This window comes from Litoribrevibacter albus (assembly GCF_030159995.1).
Lineage (GTDB): Bacteria > Pseudomonadota > Gammaproteobacteria > Pseudomonadales > Litoribrevibacteraceae > Litoribrevibacter > Litoribrevibacter albus.
Window position 1 is genome coordinate 432,060 of record NZ_BSNM01000003.1, and the last position, 16,402, is coordinate 448,461.

13 protein-coding genes are annotated in these 16,402 nt (G+C 45.3%); 5 read left to right on the plus strand and 8 right to left on the minus strand.

The features are described from left to right. Positions 1-12: 12 nt before the first annotated feature. Complete coding sequence (locus tag QQL66_RS03725; RefSeq protein ID WP_284378900.1) at positions 13-525, plus strand: cupredoxin domain-containing protein; 513 nt, start codon at positions 13-15, stop codon at positions 523-525. A 117-nt stretch (positions 526-642) separates the two neighbouring features. Here the strand turns inward: QQL66_RS03725 and QQL66_RS03730 are convergent, their stop codons facing one another. The 4 genes from QQL66_RS03730 to QQL66_RS03745 all read right to left on the minus strand — a co-directional run bounded on the left by QQL66_RS03730 (position 643) and on the right by QQL66_RS03745 (position 5,984). Next, entirely contained in the window at positions 643-2,013 is a 1,371-nt protein-coding gene (locus QQL66_RS03730; RefSeq protein WP_284378902.1) for a heavy metal sensor histidine kinase, read from the minus strand. Next, a complete protein-coding gene (locus QQL66_RS03735; RefSeq protein ID WP_284378904.1) occupies positions 2,010-2,702 on the minus strand; it encodes a heavy metal response regulator transcription factor in 693 nt (230 codons plus the stop codon). The genes QQL66_RS03730 and QQL66_RS03735 overlap by 4 nt, the downstream gene beginning before the upstream one ends. A 217-nt stretch (positions 2,703-2,919) precedes the next feature. Continuing rightward, positions 2,920-3,300, minus strand: a complete 381-nt coding sequence (locus QQL66_RS03740; protein ID WP_284378906.1) for a DUF3316 domain-containing protein — start codon at positions 3,298-3,300, stop codon at positions 2,920-2,922. A gap of 119 nt (positions 3,301-3,419) precedes the next feature. Then, positions 3,420-5,984 carry a DNA polymerase II gene (locus tag QQL66_RS03745; RefSeq protein WP_284378909.1) on the minus strand — a complete coding sequence of 855 codons (2,565 nt, stop codon included), beginning with the start codon at positions 5,982-5,984 and terminating at the stop codon, positions 3,420-3,422. A gap of 94 nt (positions 5,985-6,078) precedes the next feature. Between QQL66_RS03745 and QQL66_RS03750 the strand changes: the two genes are divergently transcribed. After that, on the plus strand, positions 6,079-6,555 hold the full coding sequence (locus QQL66_RS03750; RefSeq protein ID WP_284378910.1) for a hypothetical protein: 477 nt from the start codon (positions 6,079-6,081) through the stop codon (positions 6,553-6,555). A 12-nt stretch (positions 6,556-6,567) separates the two neighbouring features. Here the strand turns inward: QQL66_RS03750 and QQL66_RS03755 are convergent, their stop codons facing one another. The 4 genes from QQL66_RS03755 to QQL66_RS03770 all read right to left on the minus strand — a co-directional run bounded on the left by QQL66_RS03755 (position 6,568) and on the right by QQL66_RS03770 (position 11,571). Continuing rightward, the gene (locus QQL66_RS03755; RefSeq protein WP_284378912.1) at positions 6,568-8,277 is read right to left on the minus strand and encodes a sensor domain-containing diguanylate cyclase; all 1,710 of its coding nucleotides are present in this window, start codon (positions 8,275-8,277) and stop codon (positions 6,568-6,570) included. A gap of 165 nt (positions 8,278-8,442) precedes the next feature. After that, complete coding sequence (locus QQL66_RS03760; protein ID WP_284378915.1) at positions 8,443-9,576, minus strand: fatty acid desaturase family protein; 1,134 nt, start codon at positions 9,574-9,576, stop codon at positions 8,443-8,445. A 183-nt stretch (positions 9,577-9,759) separates the two neighbouring features. Continuing rightward, positions 9,760-10,905: a flavin reductase family protein gene (locus QQL66_RS03765; protein ID WP_284378917.1), complete on the minus strand. Its 1,146-nt coding sequence runs from the start codon at positions 10,903-10,905 to the stop codon at positions 9,760-9,762. A gap of 138 nt (positions 10,906-11,043) precedes the next feature. Further along, positions 11,044-11,571, minus strand: a complete 528-nt coding sequence (locus QQL66_RS03770) for a YbaK/EbsC family protein (protein ID WP_284378918.1) — start codon at positions 11,569-11,571, stop codon at positions 11,044-11,046. A gap of 642 nt (positions 11,572-12,213) precedes the next feature. Between QQL66_RS03770 and QQL66_RS03775 the strand changes: the two genes are divergently transcribed. The 3 genes from QQL66_RS03775 to QQL66_RS03785 all read left to right on the plus strand — a co-directional run bounded on the left by QQL66_RS03775 (position 12,214) and on the right by QQL66_RS03785 (position 16,401). Continuing rightward, entirely contained in the window at positions 12,214-13,347 is a 1,134-nt protein-coding gene (locus tag QQL66_RS03775) for a mechanosensitive ion channel family protein (RefSeq protein WP_284378921.1), read from the plus strand. A gap of 123 nt (positions 13,348-13,470) precedes the next feature. Further along, entirely contained in the window at positions 13,471-15,363 is a 1,893-nt protein-coding gene (gene dsbD, locus QQL66_RS03780; protein ID WP_284378924.1) for a protein-disulfide reductase DsbD, read from the plus strand. 120 nt (positions 15,364-15,483) lie between these two features. Next, positions 15,484-16,401 (plus strand): hypothetical protein, encoded by a 918-nt coding sequence (locus tag QQL66_RS03785; protein ID WP_284378926.1) that lies wholly within the window; start codon positions 15,484-15,486, stop codon positions 16,399-16,401. Position 16,402 lies beyond the last annotated feature (1 nt).

Here is a 16,402-nt window from a genome sequence, read left to right on the forward strand (position 1 = left end):
AGAGGATAATTCATGATAAAAAAACAGTTTACTTTGGCTAGTCTGCTTCTTATTTCTGGCTTTTCAGGAACGGTAATGGCTGGCCAAGGCCATATGTCGCAACCTATGTCACACCATGACTCCGATGACAGTAAGTATCAGGCAGCTAATATATCGGCTGTTGGTGTTAAAGGTGATCCGGAAGAGGTGAACAGAACCATTTATATGGTTTTGTCGGATGCGATGAAGTTTGCACCGTCCAAAATTATGGTCAATTCAGGAGAGACTGTACGTTTCTTTATCTCAAACACGGGGCAGATCCCTCACGAATTTGTGATCGGGGATAAAAAATCGATGCAGGCGCACGCCAAAATGATGCGAGACATGCCGAACATGAAGCACGATGAATCGAATATGGTGAGCTTACAGCCTGGTCAAAAATCAGCGATTGTCTGGAAGTTCACACAGGCCGGGACGGTTGATTTTGCCTGTCTTGTTCCTGGCCATTTGGAAGCCGGGATGACTGGCGAGATTATGGTTCATTAATTTCCTGAAGTGTTTTCTTTTACGTTAAATGGCTCCTAGCGAGCCATTTTTTTCGTCCCTAAATTAGTATTTCTTCTTTGGTGTTTTTCTCTTTTAACTCGTTTTTATTGCAAGACGTTACGAATGATGTTGATTGAAATGCAGGGCAAAGGTGGTTGTCCCGTTTTCAGAGGTGACGTCAATCTGACCTTGATAGGCATGTACGATGGATTGTGTGATTGATAACCCTAAACCTGCGCCGATACTGTTCTTATGCTGTCGTGATTTATCGACCCGGTAGAATCGGTCAAATAAATACGGAAGTGAATCTGAAGGGATGGTTTCCCCCTGATTGGTGATACGAATATTTACCGTGTTTGTGTTCGCTGAATAGGTTGTCTGATCAACGTCAATCTTGATGGTTGAGTCATTGTCAGCATGACGAATCGCATTCGAGAGTAGGTTGTTGATGGCTCGTTCAAACATCACTTTATCAATCCATAGCGATGCATCGCCGGACTGTACAATGGTGATGTCTTTCTCTTCTGCAATGATGCTAAAAAACTCGATGATTCGATGAAGCTCTTCGGCCAGTTGGATGGTCTGATCGTTTCTTCGCGCCAGAGAGTTCTCTGCACGGGCGATGTACAGCACATCGTTCATGGTTTTAATGATTCGGTTCAGTTCTTCAAGGTTGGATTCCAAAGCATCTTGATACTCCTCTTTACTTCGTTGTGCGGAGAGCATGACCTGAATTTGTGTGTTCATGTTGGACAGCGGGGTTCTAAGCTCATGGGCAATGTCGGATGAGAACTCACCTAAACGATGAAAGCCCTGCTCAATGCGATCGAGCATTTTATTTTGAATTTCTGAAAGCTCTTGTAACTCGATGGGTAGATTTTCCGAGGGAATGCGTTTGCTGAGACTGTCCGGCGTGATTTCACGAATATGACTTCCCAGAACTTTAATGGGCTTCAAACCGCTTCTCACAATGAAAAAGCCATAAAGGGATGAGATTAAGATTGCCAGCAGAGTAGATGAGAGCAGCACCCGGTTTAAGTTATCTAAAAAAATAAGGTGATGACGAATATTAATACCAATAACCAATAGGTGCTGATCATCAATCGGGAAGTCAAAGGCCCGAAGGGTCATACCGTTAGTTTGCCACTCTAACGCGTCGTCTTGCGTGTTCGGGGAGTGAGAGAGGGCGGCTAATTGCTCAGCAGGCAAGGGTATCTCTGAATTTTGACCAATGATTGAGCTTTCACGCAGCAACCATAAGTAGGCCGAGTTGTGGCTAAGTATCTCCAGGATGTCTTCTGGCTTTTGTAAGGTTCTGAGGTTGATCGATTGAAATTTCTCAGAGATATGTTGGTAGTCTTGCTCAAAAAAATGTCGTTCGATGAGGTGTTGCAACACCAGAGTGAGCGAGAAATAGATAAAAATGGTGGTACCAACAAACATCAGAATCAGGTGGGTCTTCATTGACTGAGTGTGCTTCTGTATCACTGGTCGTCCTCATCCAGTTTGTACCCCATACCTCTGACGGTATGAATTAGCGGAGTATCAAACGGTTTATCAATCTTAGATCGTAAACGTTTGACCGCCACATCAATAACGTTGGTGTCGCTGTCAAAGTTCATGTCCCAAATCAATGAGGCAATGGTGGTTCTTGAAAGGACTTGTCCTTGCTTTCGCATAAAGAGTTCAAGCAGCAAATATTCTTTGGCCGTGAGCTGAATGGATGTGCCGCCTCGGGTGGCGGTTCGCTTTAATACATCTAATTCCAGATCAGCAACTTTGAGGCTGTTCGGGCTGCTCGACACTTGTGGTTGAGGTGTGTGATGTCTGAAGATGTTTTTAACCCGCGCCAGTAACTCAGCAAAGGCATAGGGTTTGGTCACGTAATCGTTGGCTCCAAGCTCGAAGCCTTTTACCCGATCGTCGACCTGTTCTTTTGCCGTCAGCATAATCACCGGGGTGGTAATGTTACTGCTGCGTAAGGTGTTAAGAATTTGCCAGCCATCAAGCTTGGGCAGCATGATGTCGAGAATAATCAGGTCATAGAGTGCGCTGGTGGCGTGGTAGAGTCCATCGACGCCATCATGGCTTAAATCGACGGCATAGCCAGACTCGGTGAGCCCTTTTTGTAGGTACTGTCCGGCTTTGATTTCATCTTCAATAATTAAAATTTTCATCCGTTAAACGTAAGTCATTTTTCAGTAATGTTCCATAGCCTAGGCCAATAGACCCGTCAATTGATCCGCCAATTTAATGACCTAATTGAAAGGTCCTCGGGATGGATGTCCGGGTGGATAGGTGAGTGGATAGATTCAGGTTAAAGCCAGTGTCATTAGAACGACAAACGGGCAACCAAATTGGCTGCCCAAGGGGGATCGATTCGGTTAAATCTACTTAGTTGCGACTCTTGTCTTCTATGTAGTGGTAGTTGACGTGGACAAGTCCAACGTACTGCACATTGCCATCCTGTCCTATACGTTCAGTGACGGTGACAAAGTTGTCTTCTTTCAAGTGCAATGAGTTTTGGTCAATGTCGTTACCGCCTCCAACATGCAAAGCGCTGGTTAGGCTCTCTGGTGCACTTTTTGTGAGAGCGTCTAATTTGCTTAACGCGCCTTGATACGCTGCTTGCCTGGAGCTGGAAACAAGCACTTCAATTACTTTGCTTTGATTACGAACGGTTTCATTAGCAGAGTTTTTTAAAGGCTCGGCAGTTGCGGCCAGGCTCACGATAGAAAGCGCTAATGCAGTTACTGTGGTTTTAAATAGTTTCATAAATCACCTCAAAATGTAGTGTTCATTAGTAATCTCATACCTAATGTACTGTCCGGTGGGTGATAAACCTTGGTCATGAAAATGACATTTTTGTCATTTTGAAAAGAATATTTGAAGGGTCAAAACAAACTCATCTGGTTATCGACCAAGCTGTCAAAGTCCATTCCAATAAATGGCAGAATAGCGTCGGCAATGGGTTTGAGTTGTTTCTCAATGTACAGCTGATAATCGGGTTCCGAGGTTAAATAATCGATTGGCTCTGGGCCAACTAAGGTCATCACATAGTTGATCCAGCCTTTGTTTTGGTATTGTAGCGGCTTGCCTAATGCTTTGTTTTTCTCGTCGGCTATTTTGGCGGCTCTGACATGGGGCGGGATATTCTTAACGTATTCTCTGAGCGGCCTTCTCAGGCGTTTACGATAGATGAGCTTATGGTTCAGTTCACCGTTTAGCGTGGCGGCGACGGTGGTTTGGATGTAGCTGGTAGGGTCTATGTCATCAAAGATGATTTTGTAGAGTGTATGCTGAAATTCTCTGGCGAGTTCAGTCCAGTCGGTACGAACGGTTTCCAAGCCTTTGAACACCATTTCCGGTTTGCCATTGAGATAGGTTAACCCAGCGTAGCGTTTCTTGCTGCCGGCTTCCGAACCTCGAATGGTTGGCATTAAGAAACGTTGGAAATGGGTTTCAAACTCAATTTCCAGATGACTTTCTAACTGATGGTCATGCGCTAGCTTGTCCGTCCAGGCTTGGTTGATGATGTTTGCTAAGCGATTACCTATTTGCTGACATTGTTCATTGGTGAAGGCTTCATCCAACAGCACAAACGTTGAGTCGGTATCGCCATAAATCACTTCGCATGGGCGGTCGAAGAAACTGTGCTCTTCAATCCATGCGGCGGTTTGTTGCATGATTTGGTGACCGCGCATGGTAATAGAGCTGGCTAAGCGAGTATCGTAGAAACGACAACCACCTGAGCCCAAGACACCATAAAATGAGTTCATGATGATCTTGATGGCCTGTGAGCGCGGGGCGTCTTTGTCTCGCTTGGCTTGATCTCGTTGCTGCCAGAGTTCTGTAATTATGTCCGGTAGGAAATGCTTATCTCGGGAAAACCATGCGCCTTTGAAACCGGGGATGGCTGAGTCCGGATCTTTCAGCCCTTCAATCAAACCCATCGGGTCGATTTTGAAGGTTCGAATGATGGAAGGGTAAAGAGACTTAAAATCTAATACCAAGACGTTTTTATAGAAGCCGGGTTTGGAATTCATGACATAGCCGCCAGGGGAGGCTAAGCCACCGTCGGGGGGCAAGTTCGGTGCAATGTAACCGGCTCTGTGGAGTTTTGGCAGATAGAGGTTGGTGAAGGCTGCAACGGAACCGCCAACTTTGTCCAGTTCTAAGCCTGTGAGCTGACTTCTCAGAATCATGAAGTCCATGATTTGGGTGTGTTCGAAAATGTCCCAAACCAACTTACAGTCTTCCAGGTTGTATTGAGCCAGCTTTAGCTTGTTGTGATGAAAGTCGTAAGTGATTTGCTCGGCCCGTTGATCTACATGATCGGTTTTCTTACCGCGTTGTAATAACTCCTGCGCGACGTTTTCCAAACTGAAACTTTCAAAAAAGTAGGTGGCGGTTCTGAGTGCATCGATCCCATCAATCACGACTCGGCCGGGAAGGGTGATAAACCCTTGATTGGCTTCGGTACGGGAATCTCGCCAATGGGCCAGGGTTAGGCCACGGCCTAGCCGTAAACTGATGTCCTGTTTTTTGGCCCGCTCGATAAGCAGTTTGAAGTCAAAGTTAATGACGTTCCAACCAATGATGACATCGGGATCATGGCGTTGAACGTGATGTTCTAAGGCGAGCAAGAGTTGGTACTCGTCTTTTACCCAAACCATGTTGAGATCAAGTGTGGCTTCTTCGCTTTGTATCTCAGCCATCGGCTCGCCAATCATAATGACGGTTTTGTCTACCATTCCAGGCTCTGGGGTACTTAGATTATGGCCGTATAAGCCAACGGAGTAGAGGTCGCCTTCCATCGAACATTCGATATCCAAAGACAGAATCCGGAATTTCGGGTGGAGTTTTGCGGGTTTGAGACGAACATCTCGATATTCTGTGTAGCCCGGTTGTGGGTGTGCCGTACCTATAAACTCGACGCCGCCACGAATACTGCGTTCGATGAGGTACTTATCCTGCAATCTCAAGTCGTGTTCGAAGGTTTCTATATCTCGATGTTTAATGGCTTGCTGTGCACGGTAAAGCTCATCCAGCGTATAGAAATAAAAGATAGTGACTGGTTGATGATGAAACGTTTGATGATCTAATGGTTGGGATTGGTAACGAATTGCCAGAGTATTCAGAATTTGTTCGACTTGGAGCGCATGCTTTTGTTCAACAAACAGTAGGGGTGTTTCGTGATGAATAACGAATCTTGCCGGGCCATGTTCTGTCCAACCCCAATAAACGAGTTCGCTGTCTGCTTTGGGTTTGAACTGTGCTTTGGGTTTGAACTGTGCTTTGGGTTTGAAAGGTGCTTGAGGTTTTACTGGTTTTGATGGTGCTCCTGGATCATTATTTTCTTCCGGTGCAATACCATTCGACGTTGGCTGTTTCCCAGATCGGCGTAGATCTTTTTGATGACGAGTAAGAAGAAACGCCTGACCAGTAGTTAGTGACATGCAATTGAATGAATTCTTAAATGATAGATAGGAAATAGAAAGACGATCTATCATATAGATTTTATAAAACCTTGTCTTCAAGGAGGAGCGAGGAATGAATTTACTCAACGATGGCGAGACTTCCACCAAAGACGAAGTGAAGCCTGGTCGCAGTGATAAACGGACATCTAAAAAAGGGATGTCCTGGCCGAACTCGGTTATGGTCGCAGTGGATCAATTGGGGAATGCCATTGCAGGAGGCAATCCGGATGCAACGGTGTCAGCACGAGTAGGTTATTTTTCCGTTCATGCCAGGAAGCCTTATGTTTGGTATTGGAAGGTTTTGGAGAAGATCATTGACTATGCGTTCCAGCCAGTTGATGGCCCTAACCATTGCTTTGACTCCTACCGTGCCGATGAAGACGAGCTATTCCAACAGGGCAGTGACTTCTTCAGGGCAATTCTGGGACTGATCGTGATTGTATTTTGCGTGCCAACCGCTGTGTTACTTCGATTGGCTGTGCTTGTTTACCCGAAATGGCATTTTTCAAATCGACGAAAAGATGGATTATCAACGAGCATACCCGAGTAGGTCTTCGGGCCCTTAATTTCTGGTAATTTCGTCTTGTGAATCCTTGGGTGTAATGGTGCCGACAGTACCCTCCATGATTTTCTCAACCAGATGTTTGGTATTGGACATCATTGGCTCGGTTTGTATCTGGGAAAAACAGAATTGATCGCGGCCGGACTCTTTGGCTTCGTATAACGCGAGGTCTGCGGCTTTAAGCAGGCTTTCACCCTTATCACCTTGCATTGGATAGCACGCAATACCAATGGATACGGTCACTTGCCCCAAAGATTGCCCATTGAGTTCCAAATGCTTCTGACGCACGGTTTCGCAGAGTTTTGCCGCAACGATACCAGCGTTCTCTCCGCCTGTTTCAGGAAGAATAATAGCCAGTTCTTCACCGCCAAAACGGCAGATAATGTCTTCACCCCGAACGCTTTCCGACAATGTATTACCGAGTGATTTCAAAACGTAATCGCCTGCATCATGGCCAAAGGTGTCGTTAAAGCGTTTGAAGTGATCTACGTCCAGCATGAGTACCGAGAGACACTGATTTCGTCGGCGGGCACGCATGATTTCATGTTCCAAACTTTCTTCCAGATAACGGCGATTGTAGAGTCCGGTTAGTGGGTCTCTGATGGCTTGTTCTCGAAGTTTGTCTTGAAGGTTGAGATTCGCTAATGCCAAACCTAAGTGTTCGCCAATCGTGAATGCTACCTGCAATTTTTCATGGCTGAGTTCGTGGTCGGCAAGGTATAAATGTAAGATTCCGATGGTGTTGCCATGAGCAATCAGAGGAACACACAGTGTTTGGTCGTTTCCTACCTTTGCCATATGTTTGCAGGGCAGAGAGGTGTGTTCGTCATTGGAAAGGTGGTATTTACCTTTGCGTAATGCCCAGCATTCATGAGGTGCGTAGGTTGATTCTCCCGGCCATTTTCCTCCCCAATCCAGCTTTACTTCGAGCTGGTTGCGAGAGGATCGAATTAGGGCAATGGAGCCGTTCAGGTTACCAATCAGGCGAGGCACAATGTCTTCAACCACCTGTTGTGCTTCTGTCATGGTATTGCAGGCGGCCAGCATATTGGCGAGTCGGTGTAATAATTCGATTTCTTTGGTGCGTTCGGCGACCTTGCTTTCAAGGTCATGCTGGGACGATTCTATGTAATGGTTGAGTTGTTTTTGAGACGCAATAATGATCAGGGCAATCAGAACACTCATGCCAATAATGATGAAGGCCATGATGGTTCTCAGGCCCCAGAGTGCTTCCGTCATATGCTTGGTGGAGGTAGAGACACGAATAATGCCGTCAAAGTTATCATCGTGGTAATACTCAGCGAAATAAATCAGGTTTTCCTGAAGGGTTTCGCTAAAGCGAGTTGCATAACCCTGGCCGTCCGATAGTGCTTGCTGGATCTCTTCCCGGTTGCTGTGATTCGTTGTGTTGGTGATTTGAGAGGGCGTGAGTTCCGAGTCGCCGACGACTGTGCCATCTTTCTGCAATAGGGTGATTCGAATATCGGGTTTCAGTTGGTTGGTGTCATCGGTGATTCGATCCAATCGAATGATCTGGTTGTCGTGATAGGTTTTATTGAGCATCACTTTAACCGCAGAAGAAACGGACAACAGCTCTTCATCGGTATGTTCTATAAACCAGCTTTGAAAGGCACGCTCCATTATCACGCCAGCCAAAACCGTCAGCATTAGCAAACCAATGCAGGGCCAGAACAGAAGTTTTTTTCTCATTAGTACAGTCCGATGTCTCTCTCAATAGATTGTTTAAGTCTATGTGAGGGGGCAGGGGATATCCAATGCTATTCAACGGGATGGGGAAATTCCGTTAAAAGCGTCTTTATTCGATGAAAGCTGGGAGCCAAAAAGGCTCCCGTGAAGTCGTTGGAGAGAAATGTGTTAGGCAAGAGACGTTGGATTGTGTGTTTCTTTCTGGGGGAATGAGTATTTCATGATTCGTTTCAGTACCGTCAAATACTGGGTGGTAAAGCTGCCTGTGTTGTACGGAATGCCGTATTTCTCTGCAATTTGACGAACTTCAGGCGCCATGTCGATGTAGCGATGTGCCGGAACATCCGGGAACAGATGGTGTTCAATCTGACAACTTAGATGACCTGACAGAATGTGGAACCAGCGTTTGCCTTCAAAGTTTGATGAACCCAGCATTTGTCGGTAATACCATTCGCCTTTGGTTTCATTTTGGCAATCTTCTTCTTTGAAGGTATGAATGTCTTCGGTGAAGTGTCCGCAGAAGATAATGGTTGAAGTCCACAGGTTTCGAATCAAGTTGGCCGTTAGGTTACCCAACAGAACCGGCAGGAACATTGGGCCAGAGATGAGGGGGAAGAATACATAATCCTTAAACAATTGTTTTCCGGCTTTACTGAAGAAAGCGCGTCTTAGATTTTCTTTTGAAAGGCGCGGTCTACGGTTTTTCGGCGGGACTTTTTTGCTAAAAGCTCGATCCCCTGCCAGCTCGTGATAGGCGACACCCCACTCAAACAACAGGCTTAACAATGCATAGGTAAAAATCTGCCAGGTGTTTTTTAGTCGCCAAGGCAAGTCATTGCTTAGTCTAAGAAGGCCGTAACCAAAGTCACGGTCTTTACCGATAATATTGGTGTAGGTGTGGTGCTCGTAATTGTGCACCTGTTTCCAGGACTCTGTGTCCCCAACGATATTCCAGTCAAAGGTTTTCGAGTTGATGTAGGGGTCGTTCATCCAGTCGTATTGACCGTGAAGCACATTATGGCCTACTTCCATATTGTTAAGGATTTTGGAAAGAGCAAGTAATGCGACACCGGCCACCCAGAGCAGTGGGTTGAAAAAACCTAGGACCATCACGATTCGCCCGGCTATGCCGCTCCAGCGTTCAATGCGGATGATTTTGCGAATGTAGTCAGCATCCACCTGACCGACTTTAGCCAGGGTTCGTTCTCTTAGGGCATCCAATTCCTTTTCTAGCCCTGAATAGTCCTCAGGTGACAGTTTGGTTGCTGTCTTTTGATCATTAATTAATGTCGATGAGTTCATCTTGTTGTCCGTACTTGTTTCTTATGCGCTAGTGTTTGTTTTTCACTAATGTTTGCTATGGATTAACGTCTTATTTCCATTAGTGGCTGTCTTTGAATATCTGTCTTTGAATATCCGTCTTTGAATATCCGTCTTTGAATATCCGTCTTTGAATACCACTGTTGCTACGTGGCTAGAGCCGTCTCAGAGCTGAACCTCCAGGTCACTGAGTGGCACAGAGACACACAATTGGATTACTTCTTCCGAGGTATCCGACACTTCGCCAGTGACTGTATTTAGAACCACGCCTTTGGTTTTATTGCATTTGCATTGGTGGCAAATGCCCATTCGGCATCCGTAGTTGGGTGAGAGTTTTGCGGCTTCTGCTGCTTCTAATAAGGTTTGTTCGTTAGTAGCTTCAATCTCTGTGGTGAGTCCGGCTTTATTGAATCGAATGCTCGCCGAGATGTTTTGACCGCTGGTTGCTTTTTTTCTGATGGGCAGAAAATGTTCCTGATGAAGTCGATTTGAATCGAATTCTAATGATTCCAAAAGGTGAGTCACATCCTCGGACATCTGGGATGGCCCGCAGAGATAGATGTCACGATTCAAGAAATCAGGGCAGAGTGTATTTAATAGGGCTTCTGAGCAATGGCCTTGTTCTTGTGTATTAATGTAGTGAACGGATAACTTCTCATGGCTTGTGGCAAGGCGACTCAGTTCTTCTTTATACAGATGCGAATCACGTGAAAAGAAGATCAGGTCGACTTTCTGCTGGTAATGGGCGATGTCACTTAGCATGCTCAAAATCGGCGTGATGCCTGTTCCGCCTGCAAGCATTAATACTGGCGAAGATGCAGGTACAGATGACGTTGTCGAAGCATTGAATGTGAAGTGGCCTTTGGCTTTGGAAATCTGAACGTGTTGATATTTTTTCAGGCCTTGAAGAAGCCAGGGGGTAATACGCCCTTGTTCCTGCTCGCGAATCGTTAGTTCGATCTTTCCGGTTTTAAGCCAGTGCTGTCTAGAGCTGGAAATACTGAAACATCTACTTACCAAAGCCCCGTCTTGTACGACACTCAATTCGATGAACTGACCCGATTCAAATCCAGCCCACTTCTTGCTCGGCTTGAGTGTAACCCGAATGACGTTCTGGGTTATGCGCTCTAAATCGATGACTTTTGCCCGAAACTTTTTAACGCTCCAGGACGGCACAAACGGTTGGATTAGTGGCTCGTAATATGATCTCAGCGACGAGCTGTTCACTAAAGATTCATTAAGCAATGTTTTGATCTTTCTTTTAACTCTTTGATTTTTAGTGGAAAAATTAAATTCGCTGCTTTGGCTCATATTTATCTCCTTGTTTCAGCGTACATTTGTACTCTTAAATTGGAAGGAGTTCAATAGATTTGATTGTTTTTTATGAAGTCGAAGTATTAGAAAGCTCAGTCAGAATCATAGGTTTCTGGCTGAGCTTAAGAGGTTGGGTTAGTATTCGGCACCGTTATCTTCAGCGTCGAACTGTGCGCTGGAAGGTGGGTAACTCATGCTTGAGTGACTGATGTCTCCATGAGTTTGTGTTGCAATGAGTGACATGAATTGTCGATTGCTCATGCCAATCAAGGCGTGATCATCACCGGATTCCATATAAATTCGATCAATGTCCGCGATGCAGGAACTCCAAATGGCGCTTAGGTGATAGGCTGCTGGCACGGCGGGGATGGAGCCGGGGATGCAGTCCTGGAATACCTTGGTTAATTCAGATTCCGAAGCAATGGACCAGTGGGATGATAAGGTTTTATTGACGTTGTGAATGTCGAGTCTGTGATCTGCCGGGATGAGGGCGATCAGGTAATTGTCCCCATTCTTGAGAAGGATGGCTTTGATCATGTTGTGCATTGGGATGTTGGCCGAACGAGCGCTGTCTGATGCTGTGTGGCTTTCATCATGTGTGATGGTCTGGTAATGAATGGCCTGATCATTTAGGTAGGTGGCCAGATTATGAGCGATGGACATAATTCTGATCTCCTTTGGTTTGGGTGAACTTTACTCCTTTGTTGATTTGCGCTGATGGTCCGCTATCAGGCTGTTCTTTTGTATTAACGCATTCTATTTAAAAGTGTAGTTGAGTTAATTTGGCTTAATTACAGGTGTCCTTAAAATGTTGTGGCAATTTTCCTACATAGGATGCTGTTAGGTGCTCTAGCTTTGGTTGTTTTGGGTGCGTATGGTCATGGTCTTTCATTTCAAACAAAGGATTGATGAATGACAAAGTCGAAAGTGTATAGATTCATTATCAAGGATGGTGCCAGCTCATCCCTGTTAACAGTGGCGGCTGCCTTGCTTATATTGACCGGGATTTTATCTCTTTAGTTGTTGTTCTCTCTTTCCTTCTTCTGTTTGTCTCTTCTGAATCAAATACTCTTAATGGTGTGTGGGCGTTTAGGTAATTTTGATTCAGGGGTTGCTCTTGTTGCTTTAACTCGTTGCGTTAACTCGTTGCTTTTCGTTTGGAATTCTTTGTTTTTTAGTTCTCTTCCTGATGTCTGTGGGTATTTCTGGTAAAACCCTTTGATGTAGACTGCGTTCTCTTATACATTTTGTGCTTTCGGCAGAAATGAGCCTGAAATTCGTATTTTTATCTTAAAGGTCTATGTAATGAATGAGTTAAGCATGGAAGATTGGATTATGGCGCAAGGTTGGCTTAGCTGGTCTGAAGGCTATGTGTGGGTTTGGTTGGTTTTGGCTGTTTTGATATTGGCAGCTATAACAAATGTGGTGGTAGCTCATACCTTGGATGTGGCAGAGAGGCAGGCTGAAAAGACAGTAAACCTATGGGATGATTCTCTGATTTACGCGCTTCGCAAGCCGGTGCGAGTTTCGGTTTGGGTTGTTGCGGTTATTCTTTCTGTCGATATTGTTGAGAAAAGCTCTGAAAGTAAGGCTGTAAGCTCTGTATTGGACTACATTCAGCCTGAGCGTTATGCCTTATTTGTTGTTGTGTTTATATGTTGGTTTGCTCTGCGTTTTATTAAGCAAGCTGAGAAGGTGTTGGTTGATCCTTCACGATTAAGCAAGCCAATGGATTTAACCACGGTTCATGCGCTGGGTAAGGCGATGAAAGCGGTTGTATTCATCATTGGTGCTCTGGTTATTCTTCAAACCTTGGGGATTAGTGTTTCGGGCTTGTTGGCTTTTGGTGGTGTTGGTGGTATTGCCGTTGGTTTTGCAGCCAAAGATTTGCTGGCTAATTTCTTTGGTGGCTTGATGATCTACTTGGATCGTCCGTTCAAAGTGGGTGACTGGATTCGTTCTCCGGATAAGAATATTGAAGGGACGGTTGAGGACATCGGTTGGCGTTTAACAAGAATTCGTACGTTTGATAAGCGTCCTTTATATGTGCCGAATTCAACGTTCGCCAATATCTCGGTTGAGAATCCGTCGCGCATGTTGAATCGCCGGATTTATGAAACCATTGGTTTGCGTTATCAGGACGCGAAGGTTGTTCCTCATGTCGTTCAGGAAGTGAAGGAAATGTTGAAGCACCATCCTGATATCGATACCAAACAGACATTGATTGTGAACTTCAATTCGTTTGGTGCTCACTCTATGGATTTCTTTATCTATACCTTTACCAAGACAACAGATTGGATTGAGTATCACCAAGTGAAAGAAAAGGTGTTGTTGCAAGTGATGGAAATTGTTCATAAGCATGGCGCAGATATGGCATTTCCAACACAAACTTTGCATTTGGAAGGTGATCTTCTGAATCAAATGTCAGGGCGTTCATAAGGTCGTATGTCTTATCGACTAAGGGCTACAGGGGAACTAATAGGGTTTCCCTGAGTCCATTAGTTAACTCCTACCAGAAAAACGTTTTAGCGTTAATTTATTATTGTTTTTAGAGATGTATTTATGGCTTCTGTTGAGCGATGTAGAACCACGAACGATGAAATAAAACACAATGTCATCTGGCTGTTTTTAGCGATGATTGCGTTTGGTTTGTTGATAGGGGCTAATACATCGTTCTCCGCGAATGGAAGCTTATGGAGCAGTGCATCGAGTGAAACTGGCTTGTTTGCAGAGCAAGAGCCTGAGTTCTTGCCGGTTGATGAGGCATTTCAATTTGAGTCTAAAGTTGGTGATGACAATCGATTGATTCTTCGCTGGAATATTACCGACGGATATTATCTTTATGAAGATCGTCTGACTGTTAAAGACGCTGCTGGTAACAAGCTGACGTTCGAGACGGTGGAAGGTAAAGCCAAAGAAAAGGATGATCCTGCATTTGGCTTGGTTAATGTCTATTACGGTAGTTGGGGTGTTTCAGTAAAGCCGGTGGTGGAGGGCGAGGTTAAGGTTCGCTATCAGGGCTGTGCGGATGCAGGTTTGTGTTATCCTCCGACTCGTAAAACGGCCTTTTGGGACGGTGATCTACAAAATGAATCAGTAGCGCAGGTCTCTGATTCTAATGCTCAGGATGCTGGTTCTGATGTGTTGAGCCCTTCTTCATCTTCACCCTCTGGCTCGCCCAGTTCAATTACAGAAACTCTTAGGTCTTCCGGGTTCTTTCTCACCATTCTGATGTTTTTAGGATTGGGATTAGGTTTGGCGTTTACGCCTTGTGTGCTACCAATGCTGCCAATCTTGAGTTCAGTGGTTGTGAATCATCAGGGCTCTCATAAACATTCTGCATTTCTTGCATCGCTTTCCTATGTTTTGGGTATGGCTGTGACCTACAGTGCGTTAGGTGTGGTTATGGCCGGATTCGGTGATGCGGTACAAATGCAAGCCTGGCTGCAACAGCCTTGGGTGGTTGGTGTGTTTGCGGCCATCTTTGTTGCGTTGGCATTGGCTATGTTTGGTGTGTATGAACTGCAACTGCCGGAAGTGGTTCGTAATCGTCTGAGCGGTGTTGGCGATGAGTCCAAAAATCATGGTTTGGTTGGTTGTGTAGTACTTGGTGCTATTTCTGCGTTGGTGGTTTCTCCGTGTGTTTCCGGCCCTTTAGCGGGAGTGCTTATCTACATTAGTACCACTCAGGATATGTTCTTGGGTGGTGCAGCGTTATTTGCTATGGCATTGGGAATGGGCTTGCCGTTAATGGCGGTTGTGCTGGGTGGTCGCAATGTGTTGCCTAAAGCCGGTGTTTGGATGGAGCAGGTGAAGGTGGTGTTTGGTTTGCTGCTTTTGATGATGGCTCTGTATCTTGTGAAACACCTGTTCCCGGTTGAGATATTGGCAATTGCCGTGGCCGTTATTTTATTGGTATTCACTATATGGGCTGGCGTGCTGGATGCTGTAACTCATGCACTGTATCGCGGTGTGCTTCTGGTTATTTTCATCTATTCGGTCGCGTTGTTGGCCTCTGGATTGTCTGGTAAGGCCAGCTTTGATGCTCCTTTATCTTTCATTGCTTCTGGCTCTGTTGTTCAGGCAAAAGAAATGAAGCTGGATGCTATTACTGTCACGCCGGGCGCTGAGCTGGATAAGCTTTTGGCGCAGTCTAAACGCCAGGAAAAACCTATCATGCTGGATGTGTTTGCTGACTGGTGCGTATCCTGTTTTGTTATGGAGAAAGAAATTCTTTCAAAGGCAGACGTTAAAGAAATGATGCGTGGTGTGGATGTTGTAAAAGTCGATATCACTGAAGTGGCTGATGCCAATGCTATATTTCTTCAACAGCATCGACTTTTCGGGCCGCCAGCGTTTCTCTTTTACGATGCGAAAGGAGAGCAAATCGGTCGCATTGTGGGAGAGGTGACTAAGTCGGAGTTTGAACAGTATTATCAAACTTTGGCGTTTTAAATCTATTTTGGCTTTCTAACTTGTTGTTCTGAAATAAGTTTCGCCGGTTATCTAATGTTTTAACGCTCCACATAATTGAATCTATAGTTAGGGTAGATAGTTAATTATGTGGAGGTTGCCATGAAATCTTTTAAGGCATGGGTACCTGTTTCTTTATTTGTTCTGTGTGTTGCTCCGCTGGCAAATGCTGGCTCATTAATTCAATCCCGGTTTTCTTATCTTACCAATACGCCTGAAATCCATTATCAAGTGACGACCAATAGTAAAAGCATTGTGTCTGCAACTTTGTTGGTGGTTGATGTTGGAGATGTGGCGCCAGCCGGCTTTGAAGTTGCTAGCGCGGAACTCATTTCCCAGTCGAATCGAGCGTCAACCTTTACTTTTTCCAAGCCTGATAATGGTTGGCCGATTGGTGAATATAAAATTGTTGTGAAGGATGATGGCCGGGTCATTGATTCGGTTGTATTTAACGTTATTCCGGCGTCTGATGCGGTCACTGAAATGGGCGACGCAGACTCGGGTAATCAGCCTGCTTATCCTTCTGGAACAACGAATTACTCTGCTGGTCAGCAAGGTATGTCTGGTGGTGTGATTGCTCAAGGCACTGGTGGGCAGTTAACGTCTGATGCTGCTAATGCCTACGTGGATGCGTTGATCTTTGTTCATGCCCAAATGGGGCAGCCGAGAAATTTCAGTGCTGCAGAACGTCAGACCATAGTCAGTAACCTGGCAAACAGTTACGCCTCTCTGCCTTTTGATACGCAAACAGACTTGTCACAAGCGAGGCAAATACTGAATGAATATCAGTCTTCCTGGAATTACATAGGTTTGCAGGAACAGAAAGACTTCGCTTACTCCGTATTATCGATTGCTTATGGCGAACGAGCAGCAGCTCAAGCTTTGGGCATGAACTCAGGTGGAGGCTCTTCATCTGGCGGTGGTGGTAGCTCGTACTACTCAGATGGCGCGTCTTACGTCAGTGATGGTAATTGCGCTATTTTCTCATCGGAGTATGGCAGTGTTTCGAGCTGTGATTGAT